Source organism: Caldimonas mangrovi, assembly GCF_023721835.1.
Lineage (GTDB): Bacteria > Pseudomonadota > Gammaproteobacteria > Burkholderiales > Burkholderiaceae_C > Caldimonas > Caldimonas mangrovi.
Map to the genome: position 1 here is coordinate 163,690 of NZ_JAMKFE010000001.1, position 22,064 is coordinate 185,753.

Consider the following 22,064-nt stretch of genomic DNA (forward strand, 5'->3'; position numbering starts at 1 on the left):
CGCGCACGCGACGGGGCAAACGGATCTGTCGCCGGTACCACCTGGCGGGCTGGAAGGCCCGTGAGGCGCCGGGAGGAGGCAAGGCATGCTCATCGCCGCAGTCCTCGTCGCGATCGTCGTCGGATCCGTGCTGTTCCATTTCGTGAGCCCGTGGTGGACGACGCCCCTGGCCTCGAACTGGCAGGCGATGGACGACACGCTCACGATCACGCTCGTGATCACCGGCGTGTTCTTCGTCGTCATCAACCTCTTCCTGGCCTACACGCTGCTGCGTTACCGCCACCGTCACGGTCATCGCGCGGCCTACGAGCCCGAGAACCGGCGGCTGGAACGCTGGCTGATCGGTGTGACGACGGTGGGCATCGTCGGGCTGCTCGCCCCGGGGCTGGTCGTCTACGCCAGCTACGTGAAGCCGCCGGAGGACGCGCTGGTGCTGGAGGTGCTGGGCCGGCAATGGCAATGGCACTACCGCTTTGCCGGAGCCGCAGGCCGCCTGGGACCCTCCGACGCGCGCTTCGTCGACGCCGGCAACCCGTTCGGTCTGGACCCCGGGCATCCAGACGGACAGCAGAACATCCTGATCGCGGCCGGCGAGGTGAGGCTGCCGGTCGGACGTCCGGTCAAGGTGCTGCTGCGCTCGCACGACGTGCTGCACGACTTCTACGTGCCGCAGTTCCGCGCGCGCATGAACATGGTGCCGGGCATGGTCACCACCTTCTGGTTCACGCCGACGCGCACCGGCCGCTTTGAGGTGTTGTGCGCGCAGCTGTGCGGCGTCGGCCACGCCAACATGCGAGGCGTCGTGCAGGTGGTTGAGGAGGCCGAGTTCCAGGCCTGGCTGCAGGAGCAGCCGACCTTCGCGATGACCACGCAACCGGCCCGGCCGGCCCCGGCGGCCACTGGGCAGGTGGACCCCCTGGTGGCGCAGGGCCAACAGCTGGCGCAGGCAAAAGGCTGCATTGCCTGTCACACCGTTGACGGCGGGGCTGGCGTGGGCCCGACCTGGAAGGGGTTGTTCGGCAAGACCGAGACGCTGAGGGACGGCACCACTGCGCTGGTGGATGAGGCCTACGTGCGCAGCTTCATCCTCGAGCCGCAGGCTCGCGGCGTGAAGGGCTTTGCGCCGGTGATGCCGAAGATCCCGCTCACCGATGCGGAGCTTTCCGCACTGGTCGCCTACATCAAGTCGCACGGCGGTACGGCGCAGCCGTCCGCCACGCGCTGACGCCGAGGGAAAGGGACGCGCTCATGGCTTACGCCGATGCTCACCACGGGCCGCAGAGCTTCTGGACCCGGTATGTCTGGAGCCAGGATCACAAGGTGATCGCGGTGCAGTACACGATAGTCGCGATCGCAGTCGGGCTGATCGGGCTGCTGCTGTCGAACCTGATGCGGCTGCAGCTCGGCTTTCCCGGCAGGTTCGACTTCATCGATGCCGAGCGCTACTACCAGTACATGACGATGCACGGGATGATCATGGTGATCTACCTGCTGACGGCGCTGTTCCTCGGCGGTTTTGGCAACTACCTGATCCCGTTGATGGTGGGCGCGCGCGACATGGTGTTCCCGTTTCTCAACATGCTCAGCTTCTGGGTCTACCTGTTGTCGGTGGTCGTGCTGCTCGCGAGCTTTTTTGTTTCGGGCGGGCCTACAGGTGCAGGCTGGACGCTGTATCCGCCGCAGGCCATCCTGCCCGGCACGCCGGGGCACGATGGCGGCATCGTGTTGATGCTGGTGTCGCTGGTGATCTTTATCGTCGCGGCGACGATGGGCGGCCTGAATTACGTCACCACGGTGCTGCAAGCCCGTGCCCCGGGCATGACGCTGCTGCGCATGCCGCTGACGGTGTGGGGCATCTTCGTCGCGACCATCCTGGCGCTGCTGGCCTTCCCGGCGCTGTTCGTCAGCGGCGTGATGATGCTGCTCGACGAGACACTGGGCACCAGCTTCTTCATGCCCGAACTGGTGTCGATGGGGCAGGCGACCGAATACCGGGGAGGCAGCCCGCTGCTGTTCCAGCACCTGTTCTGGTTCTTCGGCCATCCCGAGGTCTACATCGTCGCGCTGCCTGCCTTCGGCATCGTCTCCGACCTCATCAGCGTGCACGCGCGCAAGGCCATCTTCGGTTATCGCATGATGGTGTGGGCCATCGTCGTCATCGGCGGCCTGAGTTTCGTCGTGTGGGCGCACCACATGTTCGTCAGCGGCATGAACCCGTACTTCGGCTTCTTCTTCGCCGCGAGCACGCTGGTGATCGCGATCCCGACCGCGATCAAGGTCTACAACTGGCTGCTGACGCTGTGGCGCGGCGACATCCACCTGTCGGTGCCGATGCTGTTCGCGCTGGCCTTCATCAGCACCTTCCTGATCGGCGGCCTGACAGGCTTGTTCCTGGGCAACGTCAGCGTCGACATTCCGCTGTCGGGCACCTACTTCGTCGTTGCGCACTTCCACATGGTGATGGGCGTCGCGCCCATCCTGGTGGTGTTCGGCGGCATCTACCACTGGTACCCGAAGGTCACCGGCCGCATGCTCGACGACCGGCTCGGGCGGTTGCACTTCTGGGTCACCTTCCTCGGCACCTATGCCATTTTCTTCCCGATGCACTACCTGGGGGTGCTCGGCATGCCGCGGCGCTATCACAGCTTCGAGCAGTACGAGTTCATTCCGGCGTCGGCGCATGCGCTGAACGCCTTCATCACCGTGGTCGCCATCTTCGTCGGCGTGCTGCAGCTGGTGTTCGTGTTCAACCTCGCATGGAGCGCTCGCTACGGCCGGCGTGCCGACGCCAACCCCTGGCGAGCGGCCTCGCTCGAATGGCAGACGCCGCAGACGCCGCCTGTACACGGCAACTGGGGCGAACAGCTGCCGGTGGCCCACCGCTGGGCCTACGCCTACAGCGTGCCCGGAGCCAAGGAGGACTTCATTGCGCAGAACGCGCCGCCCGAAGAGGGCGGCGAGGAGTCGTCGCCGTATGGCGTGAAGGAGGCCCCCGCATGAGCCACGCGAGCGTGATCGCAGCCCCTGCCGAGCGCCGCCTGCCGGCGCCGGCGGACATCGGGCTGTGGGTCTTCATCGGCATGGCGACGTCGCTGTTCACGCTGTTCGTTGCGGCCTACGTGATGCGCATGGAGGGTAGCGACTGGTCGGCCATCGGCATGCCGTGGCAGCTGTGGCTGGGCACCGCCTGCCTGGCCGGTGGCAGCCTGTCGATGCAGCGCGCGGCTGTCACCGCGCGCCGGGCGCAGACGGGGGCGCGAGGCTTGCTCGTCGGCGGCGGCTGCGCGCTGGCCTTCGTCGCCGTGCAGCTGTGGGGCTGGCAGGAACTGCAGGCGCGCATGGTGGCGGCCACCGGCAACCCGGCCGCCAGCTTCTTCTACCTGCTGACCGCAGTGCACGCGCTGCATGTGCTGGGCGGGCTGGCGGCGTGGGGCTACACGGTGCGACGCCTGCAGGTCCGGCGCGATCCCGGCGGAGACGCGATGCGCATCTCGTTGTGCGCGCGCTACTGGCACTTCCTGCTGGCAGCCTGGCTGCTGGTGTTTTCGACGCTCAGCGGCCTGACGCCGAGCGTCGTGCGCTTCATCTGCGGGATCCCTGCGGGGGCATAGGGCGAGGAGAGGCAAGCATGGCAGCCGTACACGATGTCCCGCTCGCCGGTTCGGTCGTCGCCGCGCCGGACGCCCCCGCAAGCCATGGCGGCTTGCGAGGCCTGATCGCCGATTGGTCGTCCGACCGCGAGGCCTTCAAGGTTTCGTGGGGCAAGGCCATGATGTGGATCTTCCTGCTCAGCGACACCTTCGTGTTCGGCAGTTTCCTGACTGGCTACATGACGGTGCGGATGTCGACCACCGAGACGTGGCCGAATGCGAGCGAGGTCTTCGCACTGAACATCGGCGGCGCGTCGGTGCCGATGGTGCTGATCGCGATCATGACCTTCGTGCTGATCAGCAGCAGTGGCACGATGGCGATGGCCGTGAACCAGGCGTACCGCCGCAACCGCAAGCCGGCTGCACTGCTGATGCTGGCCACGGCGGCGTTCGGCGCGTGCTTCGTCGGCATGCAGGCCTTCGAATGGAGCAAGCTGATCTCCGAGGGCGTGCGTCCGTGGGGCAACCCGATGGGCGCAGCGCAGTTCGGCTCGACCTTCTTCATGATCACCGGGTTCCACGGCTTGCATGTCTCTGCCGGCGTGGTGTACCTGCTCGTCGTGGCGCTGCGGGTGCTGCGCGGGCGCTACGAGCACACGGGCAACTACCAGATCGTCGAGATCGCGGGGCTCTACTGGCACTTCGTCGACCTGGTGTGGGTGTTCATCTTCGCGCTGTTCTACCTCTGGTGAGCAGCACGCCAGTCACGGAGGATCCGATCATGTCATCCGCCACCGGCCAGCAGCACCCGATCGGCCTGTACCTGAAGATCTGGGGACTGCTGTTCCTGCTCAGCCTGCTGTCCTACCTGGTGGACTACTTCCACTTCCAGGGCTACCTGCGCTGGAGCCTGATCTTCGTCTTCATGGCACTGAAGGCGGGCCTTATCGTGGCGGTTTTCATGCACATGGCGTGGGAGCGGCTGGCGCTGGTCTATGCCATCGTGGTACCACCGTTGGCGCTGCTGGTGCTGGTGGCATTGATGGCGCTCGAGGCCGAGCACACCTTCCTGACGCGGCTCGCGTTCTTCCGGTGAAGCTGCCCGACGTCCCCCCTGCCAACGGCGCGCTCGGCCGACCCGCCGCCATGCCCGCCGAGCGCGCCGCATGGCGCGACTACGCCGAGCTGACCAAGCCCCGTGTCGTTGCGTTGATGTGCTTCACCGTGCTGGCCGGCATGCTGCTTGCGCGCCCCGCACCGGTGCCCTGGACGGTCGTCGTGTTCGGCGTGGCCGGCATCGGGCTCGTGGCCGGGGCTGCGGCGGCACTCAACCATCTGATCGATCGGCACGTCGACGCCGTGATGGCGAGAACCCGGGCCCGGCCATTGCCGCGCGGTGCGTTGAGCGGGCGCGATGTCGCGCTGTTCGCAACCGCAACTTGCGTGCTCGGCATGAGTCTGTTGCTGGTTTTCACCAACCCGTTGTGCAGTTGGCTGAGCTTTGCGTCGCTGGTGGGGTATGCGGGGGTCTACAGCCTTTACCTGAAGCGTGCGACGCCGCAGAACATCGTGATCGGGGGCGCCGCGGGCGCCATGCCGCCGCTGCTGGGCTGGATCGCCGTGACCGGGCAGGTGGAGCCGGGAGCGCTGCTGCTGTTCCTGATCATCTTCGTCTGGACCCCGCCCCATTTCTGGGCCCTGGCCATCCACCGGCGGGAAGAGTACGCACGCGTCGGCATCCCGATGCTGCCGGTCACGCATGGCGTTGCGTTCACCGCGAGGCGGGTGCTTGGCTATACGCTGCTGCTGTGGGGCGTGACGCTGCTGCCTGCGTGGATCGGCATGAGCGGTGCGTTGTATTTCGCCGCAGCGCTGTTGCTCGGACTGCGCTTCGTCGTGTTTGCCATCGCCTTGTGCCGCGACACGTCCGCCGCGATGCCGACCTTCCGCTACTCGATTGCCTACCTCGCGGCGTTGTTCGCGGCGATGCTGATCGAGCGGTTCGTTCCAGGCGGCGAAACCCTGCTTTCCTGGTAGGTGCGTCCAGCGGCGAGTTGGCGAGTTCAATCTTCGCGTCTTGCTCGGTGCACAAGGTGCCTCGACTCCCCGGCACAACAAAAAGGCAGGCCGGTGCCTGGCTTGCAGGACGAAGGAGCGCGGCCTAGGCGAGAAAGCGATCGAGCAGTCGGCGGCTGGTGCGGTCGAGCGCGTGCAGGTCGGGCACCAGGAAGTGCACGCCCTGGGCGTCGGCGATGAGCAGCTTGCCGTGTGGCAGCCGGCGGATGTCTTCTTCGCCTTTCAGCACCAGCTGGGTCGGGCCCCGGTCGGTGTCGACGTCCCAGGTGCTCGGCGTCGAGAAGCTCGACACGCTGCGCAGCCTGACGATCTGCGGGACGAATTCGCGCGTCTGCAGTGCTTCACGCAGCAGCGCCTGCTGCTGCGCGGGCAGGTCCTCAAGCCGGTCGATCCATGCCAGCTCGTGGCCGTCGGTACCCACCAGGGCAACGCCTTCGTCCGGTGCAGCGATCGGGAACGCGCGGACCGGCGTGACGCCGTTATGGCGCTCACCATCGCCAGTGACGAGGACAAGCTTGCCGTAGGCATTGCGTTCGACGATGAAGGGAAGGGTCGGCAGGCTCATGCGGCGTTGCGCTCCGTGTTGTCGCTCCAGTCCTCGCTCGCTTCGGCGTTGCGCGCCTGCGCTTCGTAGAGTCGCCAGTACGCGCCTTCGCGTGCCATCAGCGCGTCGTGCGGGCCGACCTCGACGATCTGGCCGCGGTCCATGACGACCAGGCGGTCGGCCTGGCGCAATGTGCTCAGGCGGTGCGCGATCGCGATCGTCGTGCGGCCGCGCACGAGGTTGTCGAGCGCTCTCTGAATTTCCTTCTCGGTCTCGGTGTCGACCGACGAGGTGGCCTCGTCGAGGATCAGGATGCATGGGTCGATCAACAACGCGCGCGCGATCGAGATGCGCTGACGCTCGCCACCGGACAGGCCTTGTCCGCGTTCGCCCACCAGCGAGTCGTAGCCATGCGGCAGGCGCAGGATGAATTCGTGCGCATGCGCGGCACGTGCTGCCGCGGCGATCTCTGCGCGTGTCGCGTCCGGCTTGCCGTAAGCGATGTTCTCGGCGATGGTGCCGAAGAACAGGAAGGGCTCCTGCAGCACCAGGCCGATGTGGCGACGGTATTCGGCCACCGGCAGCGAGCGGATGTCGACGCCGTCGATGCGGATGGAGCCTTCGCTGACGTCGTAGAAGCGGCAGATCAGGTTGACCAGCGTGCTCTTGCCCGAGCCGCTGTGACCGACCAGGCCGATCATCTCGCCTGGCGCGATGTTGAGGTCCAGCCCGCGAATCACCGAGCGGTTGCCGTAGCGGAAGCCGACGTCGCGGATCTCGATGCGACCCTGTACCTTGCCCAGGTGTATCGGCTGGGTGGGCTCCGGCACGCTGGAGACATGGTCGAGGATGTCGAAGATGCGCTTGGCGCCGGCGGCCGCCTTCTGGGTGACCGACACGATACGGCTCATCGAATCGAGCCGGGTGTAGAAGCGGCTGATGTAGGCGAGGAACGCGGTCAGCACACCGACCGTGATGTCGCCACGCGAGACCTGCCAGATGCCGAACGCCCACACCACCAGCAGGCCGATCTCGGTCAGCAGCGAGACGGTGGGCGAGAACAGCGACCACACCTTGTTGAGCTTGTCGTTGACGGCCAGGTTGTGGCGGTTCGCCTCGTGGAACCGGTTCGCTTCGCGCTTTTCCTGGGCAAAGGCCTTGACGACGCGAATGCCCGGGATGGTGTCGGCCAGCACGTTGGTGACTTCCGACCACACCCGGTCGATCTTCTCGAACCCGGTGCGCAGCCGGTCGCGCACGACGTGGATCAGCCAGGCGATGAAAGGCAGCGGCAGCAGCGTGACCAGCGCGAGCCATGGGTTGATCGAAAACAGGATGGCCGCGGTCATCACGATCATCAGCACATCGGTCGCGAAGTCGAGCAGGTGCAGCGACAGGAATACGCAGATGCGGTCGGTTTCGCTGCCGATGCGTGCCATCAAATCGCCGGTGCGCTTGCCGCCGAAGTATTCGAGCGAGAGTTTCAGCAAGTGCTCGTAGGTCGTGGTGCGCAGGTCGGCGCCGATGCGCTCGCTCACCAGCGCCAGGATGTAAGTGCGCGCCCAGCCCAGGCTCCAGGCGACGAGGGCCGCTGCCAGCAGGCCCCCCAGGTACAGCAGCACCTGCGCAGGGTCGATCGGCGTGCCGTTCTGATAGGGAATCAGCACGTCGTCCATCAGCGGCATCGTCAGATAGGGCGGCACCAGCGTGGCGGCGGTGGAGCCGAGCGTCAGCCCGAAGCCGGCGAGCAGCCGGCCGCGATACGGCTTCGCGAAACGCCACAGGCGCAGCAGCGTCCAGGTGGACACTGGCGCTTCGGGCTCGCCGTCGCAGACTGTGCAGTCTTCCTGGTCGGGCTCTACGGGCGCTTGGCAGCGCTCGCACGGCCGTGGCGCGGGCGGCAGGACCGGCTGGCCGAGTCGCAGGGCCTCGAGCACCTCGTCGAACCGGTCGATCAGTCGCTGTGCGGCCGCATGGCGCTGCAGCTTGTAGCGCCAACAGGCCAGCAGGGCGTCCTCGTCGGCGAGTTCCAGCGTGCCGATGCCGGCATGGTCGTGGTGGGCCAGTTTCAGGCCGAGCCGCAGTGGCCATGCACGCCAGGAAGCGTCGCCGATCAGCGACAGCATCCGGCGATCGGTGAGCACCACGACACCAGAGGTGAAACGAAGTTGTTCGTCGAGGTCAACCTCCAGCCATGCCCGAACGTTCTCCCCTTCGGCCAGGGCGCTTTCCAGTCGGGAACGCCAGGGCCCGGCCAGCGCAAGCGAGCCGGGCGGCACGCCGCGGAGGGCGGCGTCGGGGGCGCGAGTGGCGCCGAGATCAGAAGCCGGAGGCTGGATTGTCATTCTCTAGAGATGTGGTGCGCGGCGGCGCGGAGAGGCCGCAACCTGACTCTGACGCGCGAGGCAGCATTGCGGTTGACACCGCCGGTGCCGGCAAGACGTTCGGCGGCGGTCGAACGTGAGTTTTTCGCGTCTCTTCCCCCAATTTCGATGAATTTCCCGCTGCGGGTCGCTGGAATGCGGCCCGCGAAATCACACGCACACGGCTCTACATGAAAGACATTCGTCTGTTACGCGTCGCCTATCTCGACGGCCCGAGCCTCTGGACCTACCGCCCCGTCATCGAGGCCTGGGTCGACATCGGCGAGCTGGAGGACTGCCCGTCCAACACGATGCCCGGGTTTGCCCAGCGGCTGGAAGCCTGGCTGCCGTCTCTGATCGAGCACCGCTGCGGCATCGGTGAGCGCGGTGGCTTCCTGCAACGGCTGCGCGAAGGCACCTGGCCGGCGCACATTCTCGAACATGTCGCGATCGAGCTGCAGAACCTGGCCGGCTCGCAGGCCGGCTTCGGCAAGGCGCGGCAGACCCCGGTGCGCGGCATCTACAAGGTGGCGTTCAGGTCACGCAACGAGCAGGTCGGCCGCGCCTGCCTCGAAGCGGCGCGCGAGCTCGTGCTGGCGGCCATGGAAGATCGCCCGTACGACGTGCCGGCCACCGTGGCAAGGTTGCGTGCGATGGTCGACGCGCTGTGCCTCGGGCCCAGCACCGCGTGCATCGTCGACGCGGCTGGCGAGCGCGGCATACCCGCCATCCGGCTGACCGACGGCAACCTCGTGCAACTCGGCCACGGCGCACGCCAGCGCCGCATCTGGACGGCCGAGACCGACCGCACCAGCGCGATCGCCGAGAGCGTCTCCAGCGACAAGGACCTGACCAAGAGCCTGCTGCAGTCGTGCGGCGTACCGGTGCCGGAAGGGCGCGTGGTCACCAGCGCCGAAGACGCCTGGGAGGCGGCGCAGGACATCGGTCTGCCGGTGGTGGTGAAGCCCTCGGATGCCAACCACGGGCGCGGCGTGTCCATCGAACTCTCGAGCCGCGACGACGTCGAGGCCGCCTACCACCTGGCCGACCAGGAAGGCAGCGAAGTGATCGTCGAGCGCTTCGTGCGCGGCAACGAGCACCGCCTGCTGGTGGTCGGCGGGCGCGTCGTCGCAGCTGCGCGAGGCGAGACCGCGTCGGTCGTCGGCGATGGCCGCTCGACGGTGGCGGAGTTGATCGACAGCCAGCTCAACACCGACCCGCGCCGCGGTTTGACCGAAGACTTCCCGCTCAACAAGATCCTGCTGTCGGAAGACCCGGCCGTCGGTCTCGAACTCGCCCGCCAGCAGCTGGCTCCCCAGTCGGTGCCGGCCGAAGGCCGGCGCGTGCTGATCCAGCGCAACGGCAACGTGGCGTTCGACGAAACCGACGAGGTGCACCCGGACGTGGCCGCCGCCGTGTCGCTGGCAGCGCGCGTGGTCGGGCTTGACATCGCCGGCGTCGACGTGGTGGCCGAGGACATCTCCCGGCCGCTGGCCGAGCAGCAAGGGGCGGTGGTGGAGGTCAATGCCGGCCCGGGCCTGCTGATGCATCTGAAGCCGGCCAACGGCCGCGGTCGCCCGGTCGGCCGGGCCATCGCCGACCATCTGTTCGGCGAACACGAGACGGGACGCATCCCGCTGGTGGGCGTGACGGGCAGTGCCGGCACCAGCCTCATTGCACGGCTGGTGGCGTGGATCCAGCAGTTGCAGGGGCGGCGCGTCGGGTTGGCGTGCACCGACGGGCTGTTCCTCGGCAAGCGGCGTGTCGATGGCGCTGCCTGCGCGACCTGGCATGCCGGCCGCCTGCTGCTGATGAACCGGACCGTCGAGGCCGCGGTGATCGAAAACGGCGCCGAACAGATCCTGCGTCACGGCCTGGCGTACGACCGCTGCCAGGTCGGCGTGGTGACCGGTGTGGGCGGGGTGGAGGGCCTGCGCGAGTTCTACATCGACGAACCGCGGCAGGTCTACAACGTGTTGCGCACGCAGGTCGACGTCGTGCTGCCCGATGGCGCTGCCGTGCTGAACGCGGCCGATCCCCTGGTGGTCGAGATGGCGTCGCTGTGCGACGGCGAGGTGCTGTTCTACGGCATCGACCCGCAGTTGCCGGCCATCGTCGAGCACCGCCAGCAAGGCGGCCGTGCCGTGTTCATGCGTGATGGCCTGCTGGTGCTGGCGACCGGGTCGGGCGAGCAGCCGCTGGCCGCGTCGGCCGAGGTACCCCTGCTGCGCAGTGCGCAGACGACCATCGAGCCCGAAAGCGTGCTGGCGGCCGCGGCTGCCGGCTGCGCGCTCGGCCTGCCGCCCGAGTTGGTCCGCATCGGACTGCAGACCTTCGAGCCCCGGCAGGCGCTCGCGGGCGACCCCGGCGCATACGGCCGTCAGGCCCAGACGCTGTGACATCTTCCCCATCGAAAGAACGATCCATGAAAGTCTCTCGCGTGCGCGCGCTGCGCGGCCCCAATCTGTGGAGCCGCCGCACCGCGATCGAAGCGGTGGTCCATTGCAGCGAGACCGAGCGCTCGCTCGACCGGCTGCCCGGTTTCGAGTTGCGCCTGCGTTCCCGCCTGCCGCAAATCGGCGCGCTGCATACCGCGGGACAGGCCGGGCCGACGTCGATGGCTCACGCACTGGAGCGCGCGACGCTGGCTCTGCAGGCGCAGGCAGGCTGCCCGGTCAGCTTCAGCCGCACCACCGAAACCGTCGAGTGCGGGACCTACCAGGTGGTGATCGAGTACACCGAAGAGGCGGTCGGCCGCCTGGCGTTCGAGATGGCCGAGCTGTTGTGCCAGGCAGCGCTGGACGACCTGCCGTTCGACCTGGCGGCGGCCTCGGCGCGCCTGAGCGAACTGGACGAGGACGAGCGCCTCGGCCCGAGCACCGGCGCCATCGTGCAGGCCGCGGTCGCGCGCGGGATCCCGTATCGGCGCCTCACCCAGGGCAGCCTGGTGCAGTTCGGCTGGGGCAGCCGCCAGCGCCGCATCCAGGCGGCCGAGATGGACCGCACCAGCGCCATCGCCGAGTCGATTGCGCAGGACAAGGAATTGACCAAGAAGCTGCTGCATGCCGCCGGCGTGCCGGTACCGCTGGGCCGCCCGGTGAGCGACCTCGATGACGCCTGGGCTGCAGCTTGCGAGATCGGCCTGCCGGTGGTCGTGAAGCCACGTGACGGCAACCAGGGCAAGGGCGTGACGGTGAACATCGAGACGCGAGATCACCTGGCGATCGCCTATGCCGCGGCGTACGAGATCAGTTCCGACGTGATGGTCGAGCGCTACATTCCGGGGCACGACTTCCGCCTGCTGGTGGTCGGCGACCGGCTGGTCGCCGCAGCGCGACGCGACCCGCCGCATGTCGTCGGTGACGGCCAGCACACCATCCGCGAACTGGTCGACCGGGTCAATGCCGACCCGCGGCGCGGCGATGGCCATGGAACCGCCTTGACGAAGATGCGCTTCGACGAGATCGCCCTGGCACGGCTCGCGGTACAGGGCTACGGCGCCGACTCGGTGCCGCCGCAAGGTCAGCGTGTGGTGCTGCGCAACAACGCGAACCTCAGCACCGGCGGCACGGCCACCGACGTCACCGACGACGTGCACCCCGAGGTCGCGGAGCGCGCCGTCGAGGCTGCCCGCACGATCGGGCTGGACATCTGCGGCGTCGACATCGTCTGTGAAACGGTGCTGCGCCCGCTCGAAGAGCAGGGCGGCGGCATCGTCGAGGTCAACGCGGCACCCGGCTTGCGCATGCACCTGTCGCCGTCCTATGGCAGGGGGCGCGCGGTCGGCGAGGCGATCGTCGACGACATGTTCGCGTCCGGCGAGGACGGTCGCATCCCCGTGGTGGCGGTCACTGGCACCAACGGCAAGACAACCACCGTGCGGCTGATCTCCCACATCCTCGCAGTGCGGGGCCTGCGCGTGGGCATGACCAACACCGACGGCGTCTATGTCGCCGGGCGGCGCATCGACACCGGTGATTGCAGCGGCCCCCGCAGCGCGCGCAACGTGCTGATGCATCCCGACGTCGATGCCGCCGTGTTCGAGACCGCGCGCGGCGGCATCCTGCGCGAGGGTCTGGCCTTCGACCGCTGCCAGGTGGCAGTGGTGACCAACATCGGCGCAGGCGATCATCTCGGGCTCAACTACATCACCACGGCCGAAGACCTGGGGGTGCTCAAGCGCGTGATCGTGCAGAACGTGGCCGCGACAGGCACAGCGGTGCTGAACGCAGCCGACCCGATCGTCGCGGCGATGGCTCGTGAATGCCCGGGTTCAGTGACCTTCTTCGCGGCCGATCGCCATCTGCCGGTAATGGCCGCGCACCGCGCGAAGGGCGGACGCGTGGTGTACGTGGACCGGGGGGCCATCGTCGCCGAGTCGGGCAACGTGCAGCATCGTGTCTCGCTGTCGCAGGTGGGCCTTACGAGGGGCGGCACCATCGGCTTCCAGGTCGACAACGCGATGGCGGCCACCGCGGCAGCCTGGGCGCTCGGCGTCGAGTGGTCGGTGATCTGCACGGCGCTCGCCGGCTTCTCGAACGACGCCGACAATGTGCCGGGGCGTTTCAACGTGTTCGACCATCGAGGCGCGACCGTCATTGCCGACTATGGCCATAACCCGGATGCGATCCAGGCGTTGGTGCAGGCGGTGGAGGCGATGCCGGCGCGGCGGCGTTCGGTCGTGATCAGCGGGGCTGGCGACCGGCGCGACGAGGACCTGCGCCGGCAGACCGCGATCCTCGGTCAGGCCTTCGACGACGTGATCCTGTATCAGGACCAGTGCCAGCGAGGCCGCGCCGACGGCGAGGTGCTGGCGCTGCTGAGAGCGGGCCTCGAAGGGGCCCGGCGCACCAGCCGCATCGACGAGATCCACGGCGAGTTCCTGGCGATCGACACGGCGCTGGAGCGGCTGATGCCGGGCGACTTGTGCCTGGTGCTGATCGACCAGGTCGAGGAAGCGCTGGCGCATATCGCACAGCGCTGCGCCGACGCGCCCGTACCCGTCGAACTGCTGCTGGCCGAACCCGCCTGACGGGGCCTGTCCGCCGTTTGGCGTATGCACGGGCGGGTGGCGCTTGTGTGAGGATGACGTCTTCGAACATCCATCAAGGAGTCTTCTGTGCAGCATCAAGTGCGCTCCGCGCGGCCTGCGGACTGGCCGGCCATCGAGGCCTTGTTGAAAGACTGTGCGCTCCCGGGGCAGGGCGCGCGCGAACACCTGCAGCATTTCATCGTCGCCGAAGCCGGCGGTATCCTCGGTTGTGCCGGGCTCGAGCCTTACGGTGATGACTTGTTGCTGCGCTCGGTCGGCGTGAAGCCGGCCTATCGCGGGCAGGGCCTGGGCGAAGCGCTGACCCGGCATCTGTTGGCGCAGGCCATCGCGCAGGACGGTCGGACGATGTGGCTGCGCACCGTCGATGCGGCGGGTTTCTATGCGCTGCTCGGCTTCCGCCCCAGTGCGCTCGAAGCCGTGCCGCAGGCGATGCGGGCGTCGGCCGAATTCCAGGGGGCCTGTCCGGACAGCAGCACGACGATGCGGCTCGACCTGCACGCCGGCGTGACGGTCCGTCCGGCGCGCGAAACCGACATGCCGGCGGTGCTCGACATCTACAACCACGAGGTGCGCACCAGCACCGCCACCTACCAGTACGCCGAACGCCGGCTCGAGGAACAGGTGGAGCAGTGGGCGCTCAAGCAGCGCGACGGGCACGGGTTTTTCGTCGGTGTCTCGAAACAGGGCCGTGTGATCGGCTATTCGAGCTACGGGCTGTTCCGGCCGCGTGAAGGCTGGCGCTTCGCTTGCGAGCATTCGGTCTACCTGCACGCCGACTGGCGTGGCCGCGGCGTCGGCAAGCTGCTGATGCCGCCGGTGATGGCGCATGCCCGAAAACGCGGCTTCCACACGATGGTGGGGGTGGTCGACGCGGCCAACGCCGCGTCGGTCCGCCTGCACGAGGCGATGGGCTTCAAGGTGGCAGGTGTCGTGCGCGAAGGCGGCTACAAGTTCGATCGCTGGCTCGACGTGGCGTTCGTGCAGGCGATGCTGTAGCTCCGTTCGGCTACCATCGCGGCCGTCAATTTCTCAGGTCGAAAGGAAGCAAAGCTATGGCCATGGACGTGGTGGACTACGACATTCGCGGCAGCGAAATGCAGTTCGTCGAGATCGAGCTCGATCCCGGTGAGGCGGCCGTCGGCGAAGCAGGCAGCATGATGTTCATGGATGCCGGCATCGGCATGGACACGGTGTTCGGCGACGGCTCCGCTCAGCAAGGAGGCATTTTCGGCAAGCTGCTGGGCGCCGGCAAGCGTCTGATCACCGGCGAATCGCTGTTCACGACGGTCTACACCAACAACGGTTCGAGCAAGCAGCGCGTGGCGTTTGCCGCCCCCTACCCGGGCAAGGTCTTGCCGATGGACCTGAAGCAGCTCGGCGGCACGCTGATCTGCCAGAAGGACGCCTTCCTGTGCGCCGCGCGCGGCGTGTCGCTCGGCATCGCCCTGCAGAAGAAGTTGTCGACCGGCTTCTTCGGCGGTGAAGGCTTCATCATGCAGAAGCTCGAGGGCAACGGGCTGGCTTTCGTGCATGCCGGCGGGACGGTGGTCCGACGCGAACTCCAGGCGGGGCAGACGCTGTTCGTGGATACCGGTTGTGTGGTGGCCTACACGCCTTCCGTCAACTTCGAGATCCAGTATGTCGGCAAGATCAAGACGGCGCTGTTCGGCGGCGAAGGGCTGTTCTTCGCGAAGATGACCGGCCCCGGCACCGTGTGGCTGCAGTCGCTGCCGTTCTCGCGGCTGGCCTCGCGGGTGTTCGCGGCGGCACCCCAGACCGGTGGCGGCGGGCGCGGTGAGGGCTCGGTGCTCGGCGGCTTCGGCGCCGGCGGCCTGCTCGGGGGCGTGCTCGGCGGCGACGACGAGTGACAACGGCGGCAAGGCGGCGATCAGCCCCCTGACAGTTCTATCAGGGTGTGGGGCGATCGCGTCGCCTGGGCGGGGCTGCCGCTTGCTTCGCGGCGGCTTCCGCCGCACAGTGCGAGCGGCATAGCCATGAAATGTGTCGCACTTCGGTGATCGAGGGCGCGCAAGCCCGTTGTAACGACGGTTAAGCTGGTTGCGCGTCGGCCCTGCTGTGCGGCGTTGTCTTCCGCGAGCCCCGCCCCTCATGCACCAGATCGAAGCCGACTTCATCTTGCCCGAGCTGACGCCAGAAGGCGAGCGGTGGGTGGCGACCCGGGGCGGCTACCGTCTGACGAGCCACTTCCAGCCGATCTTCAGTCTTTCGCACCGCCGTGCCGTGGGGCATGAAGCCCTGTTGCGCGCCACCAATGCCGGGGGGCAGGCGGTGCCGCCTGTCGAGGTGCTCAGCAGCCACCAGAATTTCGACGAACTGGTGCAGGTCGATCGCCTGTGCCGCTGGCTGCACGCCAGCAACTTCTTCCGTCAGCAACGGCGGCTGGATCACTGGTTGTTTCTCAACATCCACCCGGCCGTGTTCGCGCAGGGGCCCGGTCGCGGCACGCGCGCGTTCATGCAGCAATTGATGGAGCGGCTGCAGACATCGCCCAGCCAACTGGTGCTGGAAGTCACCGAAGACGTGATCAGCGAAGACGAGAGCTTCGAGTCTGCGGTCGCCATGGCGCGCGAGATGGGCTGCCTGCTCGCACTTGACGACTTCGGCGCAGGGCATTCCAATTTCGACCGCGTCTGGCGCATCCGCCCCGAGATCGTCAAGCTCGACCGCAGCGTGGTGCAGCGCGCTGCCTCCGAGCCGAGCATCGCGCGTGTGGTGGCGCAGATGGTGTCCTTGTTGCACGAGTGCGGAGCACTGGTGCTGACCGAAGGCATCGAAACGCTCGACGAGGCCTATCTCGCGCTCGAATCCGACGTCGACTTCGTCCAGGGCTATCTGTTCGGTCGACCGGCCCCCGAGTTGCACGGCATCGACCACTACCCGTCGACCATCGACGCAGTCTGGCAGCGTTTCGACGAACAGCACGAAGCCGGCGAGCGCCGCTACCAGGAACGCATCGCGCCCTACATGCATGCGATCGGCTACGCCGCGACGCTGCTCAAGGCGGGCCGCTCGATGGACGAGGCCTGCGCCGGGTTCCTGTCGCTGGAATGGTCGGAGCTGTGCTACCTGCTCGACGAGCAGGGCCTGCAGGTGGGGCACAACCACACGTCGCCGCGCTATCACAGTGACGTCTCGGCGCGCTTTGCACCGCTGGCCGATGCGAGCCATGCACGCTGGGCCAAGCGGCCGTACTTTCGCCGCGCGCTCGAATCTTTCGGGCAGGTGCAGGTGACACGGCCGTACCTGACCGTGCACGGCGCAAGGCTGTGCGTCACCGTCTCGGTGGCGTTCCGGTGCCAGGACCGCACGCTGGTGCTCGGCGGCGACATCGCCTGGGAACGCGACTAGTCCACTGCAGTGGACCAGGGCCTGTTCGCACGACGGAGGGCGGATGCGTTGCGGCAGACAACCCGACGTTTTCGCCTTGCTCACAGCCTTGGGCCGACGGCATAGAAATGGGGCCCGTGCCCCGGCAGCTTGCGCCACCGGCACCCAGGCCCCGAAGGAGGTCGCGAGACCTCTTGTCCAACCTTTGAGACAGCCCCGGTTGCAGCGGGGCATGCACAGATTACGCCAATCCCCGCGGCTGCGCACGCGCATCGTCGGCACGGCGCTCGGCTGCGCTAAGCTGCCGGCTGCACGCACTGGCTTCCGATGCGCCGTCGCAGTTTCGGAACGCGCGTTTTTGCGTGTTCTGCCTGTGCTGCGCCTCGCACCATGACCCAAGAACACTCGCCGCGCCATCCTTTCCCTCTCGACCTGCAGGTGGCCGACATGCTCGAGCGCGACATGCAGCGCGGCATGTTCTGGTTGGCCGCGGCCGTGTCGCTGGCCGGCGGCTTGGGTTTTGCCGCCTTTTTCCTCGCGAAAGGGCCGCGTGTCGTGGCCTGGGCGGATGTCGCGCTGGTCGCGCTGACGCTCGTGCTGGCCGTCTATGTGCGGACCGGCGGGCGGGCCGAACGCGGTCTCACGCTGCTGGCCGCCGGCCTGACGGCAGTCCTCACCGCCAAGATGTGGCTGCAGGGCGGGCTGTACGCTCCCACGCTGTGGTGGCTGCTGGTGCTGCCGTGGCTGGTGATGCTGGCGGGGCCGGTACGCGCAGGTGCCTGGCTGGGGGCGGTGGTGCTGGGCATCCTGGCCCTGACCTATGCCTTGCAAAGGGCCGACGCATTGCCGGCGGCGGCGCTCAGCAGTGCGCCGCGCCTGCACCAGATGCTGTCGATGGGCGGTGCCCTGATGCTGTACGGCGGCTTCGTCGGCTTCTCGCTGAAGCTGCGCGACGACCTACAGCGCGAGCTGCGCTACGCGATGCTGGAGCTGCAGTGTTCGCGCGACGAGGCGTGGCGAGCATCGCAGGTCAAGGCGCATTTCCTGTCCAACATGAGCCACGAGCTGCGCACGCCCATCAACGGCATCCTCGGCGCGACCGAACTGTTGCGCGCGACGCCGCTGGACATGCGGCAGCAGCAGATCGTGTCGATGCAGCGGCAAAGCCTCGACAGCCTGATGGCGCTGGTCAACGACGTGCTCGACTATTCGCGCCTGGACGCCGGTGGGGTGCAACTCGAACGCGTGCCCCTGGCGCTGCGCACCGCGGTATTCGACGCGCTCGAGTTGTACGCCGGCGCGGCGCACGAGAAGGGGCTGGAGCTGACGTGCAGCCAGGACCCCGAGGTGCCTGAAACGGTGCTCGGCGACCCGACCCGCCTGCGCCAGGTCCTGTCGCACCTGGTGTCCAACGCCGTGAAGTTCACGCACCAGGGCGGGGTGCACGTGCATGTCGGCATGGTCGCCGGTGACCCGGTCGCGAACCGCGTGAGGCTGCGCATCGAGGTGCACGACACCGGCATCGGTGTCGATGTCGCGCAACTGCCGCAGCTGTTCGGCGTGTTCTCGCAGGGCGACAGCTCGCGTGCCCGGCGTGCCGGCGGGGCCGGCATCGGGCTTGCGCTGTGCCGCGAGCTGGCCGAGTTGATGGGGGGCAAGGTGGAGGCGACCGGGGCACCGGGGCAGGGCTCGTGTTTCACCGTCGAGATCAACTGCGAACGCACCACCGAGCTGGCCGAGCCGGCACCGCCACCCTTGCCCGAGCAGCACGTTTTTGTCGTGGCCGGTCACCACCGGCTGGTACTGCATTTCGACGCCATCCTGCGCGGCACCGGCGTCAGCTATGAAATCCGGGCGGTCGCTCCGTCACGAGCCGACCTGCGGGCCGCTCACGAGCGCCAGGTGGCGGCCGTGCTGATCGACGAACGACTGCTCGGGGCGCGTGCCGGCGAGCGACTCGAGCAGATCGTGCGCGAGGCCGGACTGCCGGTGCTGCTGATGCGCGCGCTGACCCGCGACTCGTCTCAGATCGCGCTCGATGGCGTGTTCGTGCTCAGCAAACCCGTGCGCCCGCGTGCCTTGCACGAGGGCTTGCAGTGGGCAGCACATGTACGGCAAGCGCAAGGTGCGGCACAGACCGCCACCCCTGTGTCGCGGCCCTCGGCTGCCGTGTTGATGGCAGGGCGGGTGCTGCTGGTGGAAGACAACCCGGTGAACCAGGTGATGACGCAGGCCATGCTGGAGCGGCTCGGGCTGCAGGTCGTGGTGGCCGGCGACGGACACGAGGCGCTGCAGCGCTACGGCGAGCAGAGCTTCGACATGGTGCTGATGGATGTGCAGATGCCGGGCATGGACGGCCTGACGGCCACCGAGCGGCTGCGCGAACTGGAGCAACTCAACGTGCGCGGGCGCACGCCGGTGGTGGCGGTCACCGGCAACCCGGAACCCGAGATCCGCGACCGTGGACGCGCCGCCGGCATGGACGACTTCCTCGGCAAGCCCTTCACACTCGAACAGCTCGAGATGACGCTGCTGCGCTGGTGCCGGCAACAGGGTGCGGCGCAGCAGGCCGACTGATCACGCTTGCTTACGTGGCGGTGTGCCGCGATGTCGCGGACGCGACAGGATGCTCGCGTTTTGTCCGATGTACTGCGGGCCGCGGTGACCGTATGGTGGCCGCAACCCAGTCAGTGCATCAGGAGACCGTCTTGCCCGCCCCCGCCGATCGCCCCCACCACAAGTTCTGGCCCAAGCGACTGCCCCGCACGCTGACGCTGCCCGAGACCTCGCTGTGGTTCAACCTCGAGGTGACGTCGACGCGCTATCCCGCCAAGGACGCCATCATCTTCTTCGGCCGCCGCTTCAGCTTCTCGCAGGTGCGCCGCGAAGCCGAGGCGCTGGCCGGCTGGCTGCAGCGGGAGGCCGGCGTGCAGCGTGGCGACCGGGTACTGCTATACATGCAGAACTGCCCGCAGTACATGATCGCGTTCTACGGGATCCTGCGCGCCGACGCGGTCGTGGTGCCGGTCAATCCGATGAACCGTGCCGAGGAGTTCAAGCACTACATCAGCGACCCCGAGGCCAAGGTCGCAATCTGCAGTGCGGATCTGGCTGCCCACGCCGCTGCAGCGAATGCCGAACTGCCCGAGCCGCAGCGCCTGAGGCATCTGCTGGTCACGCGGTATGCCGAGGCGATGCAGCCGAACGGGGAAGACCCGGCCGATGCGCCGCCGCCGGCCATGGCGGAGTGGCTGCGCGCCGATCCACCGCTGCCGGCCGGCGCGGTACGCTGGCTGGACGCTATTGCATGCGGCCACCCTCCCGGACCGCACACGGCGCAGCCTGACGACCTGGCCGTGCTGCCGTACACGTCGGGCACCACCGGCCTGCCCAAGGGCTGCCTGCACACGCACCGCACGGTGATGCACAACACCATCGGTGGCGGCTTGTGGGGCCATGCCTGCGCCGACTCCGTGACGCTGGGCGTGGTGCCGATGTTCCATATCACCGGCATGCAGTACTGCCTGCATTCGCCGATCTGGGGCGGCGCGACGATGGTGCTGATGCCGCGCTGGGACCGCGAGCTCGCAGGCCGCCTGATCTCGCGCTACAAGGTCACGCACTGGACCTGCATCCCGACGATGATCATCGACCTGCTCGGCAGTCCGAACATGGACAAGTTCGACCTGTCCAGCCTGGCCTATCTGAGCGGAGGCGGCGCCGCGATGCCGCAGGCTGTCGCCGAACGGCTGCACCAGCAGTACGGGCTGTTGTTTGCCGAGGGCTACGGGCTGACCGAGACCGCGGCGCCGTCGCACGCCAATCCGCCCGAGCGCCCGAAGCTGCAGTGCCTCGGCATCCCGATCTTCGGCGTCGACTCGCGCATCGTCGATCCCGTGACGCTGCACGAACTGCCGCCCGGTGAGATCGGCGAGATCCTGATCCACGGCCCGCAAGTCTTCAAGGGCTACTGGCGCAACCCGGAGGCGACAAAAGCGGCTTTCGTCGAGATCGACGGCAAAAGCTTTTTTCGTTCCGGCGATTTGGGCCGCATGGACGAGGAAGGCTATTTCTTCATCACCGACCGGCTCAAGCGGATGATCAACGCCAGCGGCTTCAAGGTGTGGCCGGCCGAGGTCGAGGCACTGCTCTACAAGCACCCGGACGTGCAGGAAGCGTGCATCATCTCGACGCGCGACGCCTACCGCGGCGAGTCGGTCAAGGCCATCGTCGTGCTGAAAGAGGCGGCCCGCGGCCGCGTTACCGAGGAGCAGATCATCGAGTGGGCCCGGCAGCACATGGCGGCCTACAAGTACCCGCGGGTCGTCGAGTTCGCCGATGCGTTGCCGAAGTCCGGCTCCGGCAAGGTGATGTGGCGGCAGTTGCAGGACCGCGAGAACGAGCGCGTGTCCCCGACCTGAGAACGCGCGCCGGGTCGCCGGCTCAGAAGCCCGCGCCCGGCTGGCGCAAGTAATCGCGTTCAGAGGCGGTGCTGTCGCGCCCGAGGATGGCGTTGCGATGCGGGAAGCGGCCGAAGCGGCGGATCACGTCGCGGTGGCGCAGTGCATAGTCCAGCGCGCTCTCGAACCCGCTCGCGGCGTGCGACAACTCGGTGAACAGGCGCACGCTCTCGTCCTGCGCCGCCGGGTCTTCGGCGTGCTCGAACGGCATGTAGACGAACCATCGCTGCATCGGCACGAGCTGTCGATCGAGGCTGGCGGCCACCACCGCGCGGGCCGTCGCGAGTGCCTGGGCGTCGCCTGCGAAGGCGCGCGGGGTGTCCCGAAAGGCGTTGCGGGTGAATTGGTCGAGCAGCAGGATGCGCGCGAGCGCCCCCTCCGGGCGGGCCTCCCATTCGCGCAGTCCGCCGGCAAGCGCGGCTTCGGTTGCCGCACCGAAGCGCTCCCGGATCTCGTCGTCGAAGGCCGGGTCCTTGCGGAACCAGACGTCTCGGGCCTGCAAGGGCGCGGTACCGTCGCGAGGACCGAACCAGAAGTCGAGAACACCATCGGCAGAAGGCAGCATCGTCACGTCGCCATCGAAAGTTTCACGGGCCTGTCACCGGCCTGCTCGAAGATGGGCCAGGCTGT

At 67.8% G+C, this 22,064-nt stretch carries 16 protein-coding genes; 13 read left to right on the plus strand and 3 right to left on the minus strand.

From position 1 onward, the window contains the following. The first annotated feature begins 85 nt into the window (after nt 1-85). The 6 genes from M8A51_RS00775 to cyoE are packed head-to-tail and all read left to right on the plus strand — an operon-like array spanning nt 86 to nt 5,627. On the plus strand, nt 86-1,225 hold the full coding sequence (locus M8A51_RS00775) for a cytochrome c oxidase subunit II (protein ID WP_251776182.1): 1,140 nt from the start codon (nt 86-88) through the stop codon (nt 1,223-1,225). A gap of 23 nt (nt 1,226-1,248) precedes the next feature. Then, nucleotides 1,249-3,000 carry a cytochrome c oxidase subunit I gene (ctaD, locus tag M8A51_RS00780; protein WP_251776183.1) on the plus strand — a complete coding sequence of 584 codons (1,752 nt, stop codon included), beginning with the start codon at nt 1,249-1,251 and terminating at the stop codon, nt 2,998-3,000. Then, nucleotides 2,997-3,611, plus strand: coding sequence for a cytochrome c oxidase subunit 3 family protein (locus tag M8A51_RS00785; protein ID WP_251776184.1), 615 nt, complete (start codon nt 2,997-2,999; stop codon nt 3,609-3,611). The genes ctaD and M8A51_RS00785 overlap by 4 nt, the downstream gene beginning before the upstream one ends. Nucleotides 3,612-3,628: 17 nt before the next feature. Next, complete coding sequence (locus M8A51_RS00790; RefSeq protein ID WP_251776185.1) at nt 3,629-4,342, plus strand: heme-copper oxidase subunit III family protein; 714 nt, start codon at nt 3,629-3,631, stop codon at nt 4,340-4,342. A gap of 29 nt (nt 4,343-4,371) precedes the next feature. After that, the gene (locus M8A51_RS00795) at nt 4,372-4,686 is read left to right on the plus strand and encodes a cytochrome C oxidase subunit IV family protein (protein ID WP_251776186.1); all 315 of its coding nucleotides are present in this window, start codon (nt 4,372-4,374) and stop codon (nt 4,684-4,686) included. Nucleotides 4,687-4,736: 50 nt separating this feature from the next. Continuing rightward, nucleotides 4,737-5,627, plus strand: a complete 891-nt coding sequence (gene cyoE, locus M8A51_RS00800) for a heme o synthase (protein WP_251776550.1) — start codon at nt 4,737-4,739, stop codon at nt 5,625-5,627. A gap of 124 nt (nt 5,628-5,751) precedes the next feature. On the opposite strand, the gene M8A51_RS00805 is transcribed toward cyoE, so the two are convergent. Next, nucleotides 5,752-6,231 carry a cyanophycin metabolism-associated DUF1854 family protein gene (locus M8A51_RS00805; protein WP_251776187.1) on the minus strand — a complete coding sequence of 160 codons (480 nt, stop codon included), beginning with the start codon at nt 6,229-6,231 and terminating at the stop codon, nt 5,752-5,754. Further along, a complete protein-coding gene (locus tag M8A51_RS00810; protein WP_251776188.1) occupies nt 6,228-8,555 on the minus strand; it encodes a cyanophycin metabolism-associated ABC transporter in 2,328 nt (775 codons plus the stop codon). The genes M8A51_RS00805 and M8A51_RS00810 overlap by 4 nt, the downstream gene beginning before the upstream one ends. A gap of 209 nt (nt 8,556-8,764) precedes the next feature. Here M8A51_RS00810 and M8A51_RS00815 point away from each other — a divergent pair, with 209 nt between their 5' ends. The 7 genes from M8A51_RS00815 to M8A51_RS00845 all read left to right on the plus strand — a co-directional run bounded on the left by M8A51_RS00815 (nt 8,765) and on the right by M8A51_RS00845 (nt 21,395). After that, nucleotides 8,765-10,972, plus strand: a complete 2,208-nt coding sequence (locus M8A51_RS00815) for a cyanophycin synthetase (protein ID WP_251776189.1) — start codon at nt 8,765-8,767, stop codon at nt 10,970-10,972. 26 nt (nt 10,973-10,998) lie between these two features. Then, nucleotides 10,999-13,605 carry a cyanophycin synthetase gene (cphA, locus tag M8A51_RS00820; RefSeq protein WP_251776190.1) on the plus strand — a complete coding sequence of 869 codons (2,607 nt, stop codon included), beginning with the start codon at nt 10,999-11,001 and terminating at the stop codon, nt 13,603-13,605. Nucleotides 13,606-13,692: 87 nt separating this feature from the next. Next, nucleotides 13,693-14,622, plus strand: a complete 930-nt coding sequence (gene arsN2 / locus M8A51_RS26420) for an arsenic resistance N-acetyltransferase ArsN2 (protein ID WP_251776191.1) — start codon at nt 13,693-13,695, stop codon at nt 14,620-14,622. 56 nt (nt 14,623-14,678) lie between these two features. After that, on the plus strand, nt 14,679-15,494 hold the full coding sequence (locus tag M8A51_RS00830; protein WP_251776192.1) for a TIGR00266 family protein: 816 nt from the start codon (nt 14,679-14,681) through the stop codon (nt 15,492-15,494). A 241-nt stretch (nt 15,495-15,735) separates the two neighbouring features. Next, nucleotides 15,736-16,995: a sensor domain-containing phosphodiesterase gene (locus M8A51_RS00835; protein WP_251776193.1), complete on the plus strand. Its 1,260-nt coding sequence runs from the start codon at nt 15,736-15,738 to the stop codon at nt 16,993-16,995. A 369-nt stretch (nt 16,996-17,364) separates the two neighbouring features. After that, nucleotides 17,365-19,551 (plus strand): response regulator, encoded by a 2,187-nt coding sequence (locus M8A51_RS00840; protein ID WP_251776194.1) that lies wholly within the window; start codon nt 17,365-17,367, stop codon nt 19,549-19,551. Between the two features lie 92 nt (nt 19,552-19,643). Next, nucleotides 19,644-21,395, plus strand: a complete 1,752-nt coding sequence (locus M8A51_RS00845) for a long-chain fatty acid--CoA ligase (RefSeq protein ID WP_251776195.1) — start codon at nt 19,644-19,646, stop codon at nt 21,393-21,395. A gap of 22 nt (nt 21,396-21,417) precedes the next feature. Here the strand turns inward: M8A51_RS00845 and M8A51_RS00850 are convergent, their stop codons facing one another. Then, a complete protein-coding gene (locus tag M8A51_RS00850) occupies nt 21,418-21,999 on the minus strand; it encodes a DUF924 family protein (RefSeq protein ID WP_251776196.1) in 582 nt (193 codons plus the stop codon). Between the last annotated feature and the right edge of the window lie 65 nt (nt 22,000-22,064).

Coding starts and splice junctions, on each gene's coding strand:
- M8A51_RS00850 (WP_251776196.1), bottom strand. CDS start 21,999: ATGCTGCCTTCTGCCGATGGTGTTCTCGACTTCTGGTTCGGTCCTCGC.
- M8A51_RS00785 (WP_251776184.1), top strand. CDS start 2,997: ATGAGCCACGCGAGCGTGATCGCAGCCCCTGCCGAGCGCCGCCTGCCG.
- M8A51_RS00790 (WP_251776185.1), top strand. CDS start 3,629: ATGGCAGCCGTACACGATGTCCCGCTCGCCGGTTCGGTCGTCGCCGCG.
- ctaD (WP_251776183.1), top strand. CDS start 1,249: ATGGCTTACGCCGATGCTCACCACGGGCCGCAGAGCTTCTGGACCCGG.
- M8A51_RS00830 (WP_251776192.1), top strand. CDS start 14,679: ATGGCCATGGACGTGGTGGACTACGACATTCGCGGCAGCGAAATGCAG.
- M8A51_RS00840 (WP_251776194.1), top strand. CDS start 17,365: ATGACCCAAGAACACTCGCCGCGCCATCCTTTCCCTCTCGACCTGCAG.
- cphA (WP_251776190.1), top strand. CDS start 10,999: ATGAAAGTCTCTCGCGTGCGCGCGCTGCGCGGCCCCAATCTGTGGAGC.
- M8A51_RS00810 (WP_251776188.1), bottom strand. CDS start 8,555: ATGACAATCCAGCCTCCGGCTTCTGATCTCGGCGCCACTCGCGCCCCC.
- M8A51_RS00835 (WP_251776193.1), top strand. CDS start 15,736: ATGCACCAGATCGAAGCCGACTTCATCTTGCCCGAGCTGACGCCAGAA.
- M8A51_RS00795 (WP_251776186.1), top strand. CDS start 4,372: ATGTCATCCGCCACCGGCCAGCAGCACCCGATCGGCCTGTACCTGAAG.
- M8A51_RS00845 (WP_251776195.1), top strand. CDS start 19,644: ATGGTGGCCGCAACCCAGTCAGTGCATCAGGAGACCGTCTTGCCCGCC.
- M8A51_RS00775 (WP_251776182.1), top strand. CDS start 86: ATGCTCATCGCCGCAGTCCTCGTCGCGATCGTCGTCGGATCCGTGCTG.
- M8A51_RS00805 (WP_251776187.1), bottom strand. CDS start 6,231: ATGAGCCTGCCGACCCTTCCCTTCATCGTCGAACGCAATGCCTACGGC.
- cyoE (WP_251776550.1), top strand. CDS start 4,737: ATGCCCGCCGAGCGCGCCGCATGGCGCGACTACGCCGAGCTGACCAAG.
- M8A51_RS00815 (WP_251776189.1), top strand. CDS start 8,765: ATGAAAGACATTCGTCTGTTACGCGTCGCCTATCTCGACGGCCCGAGC.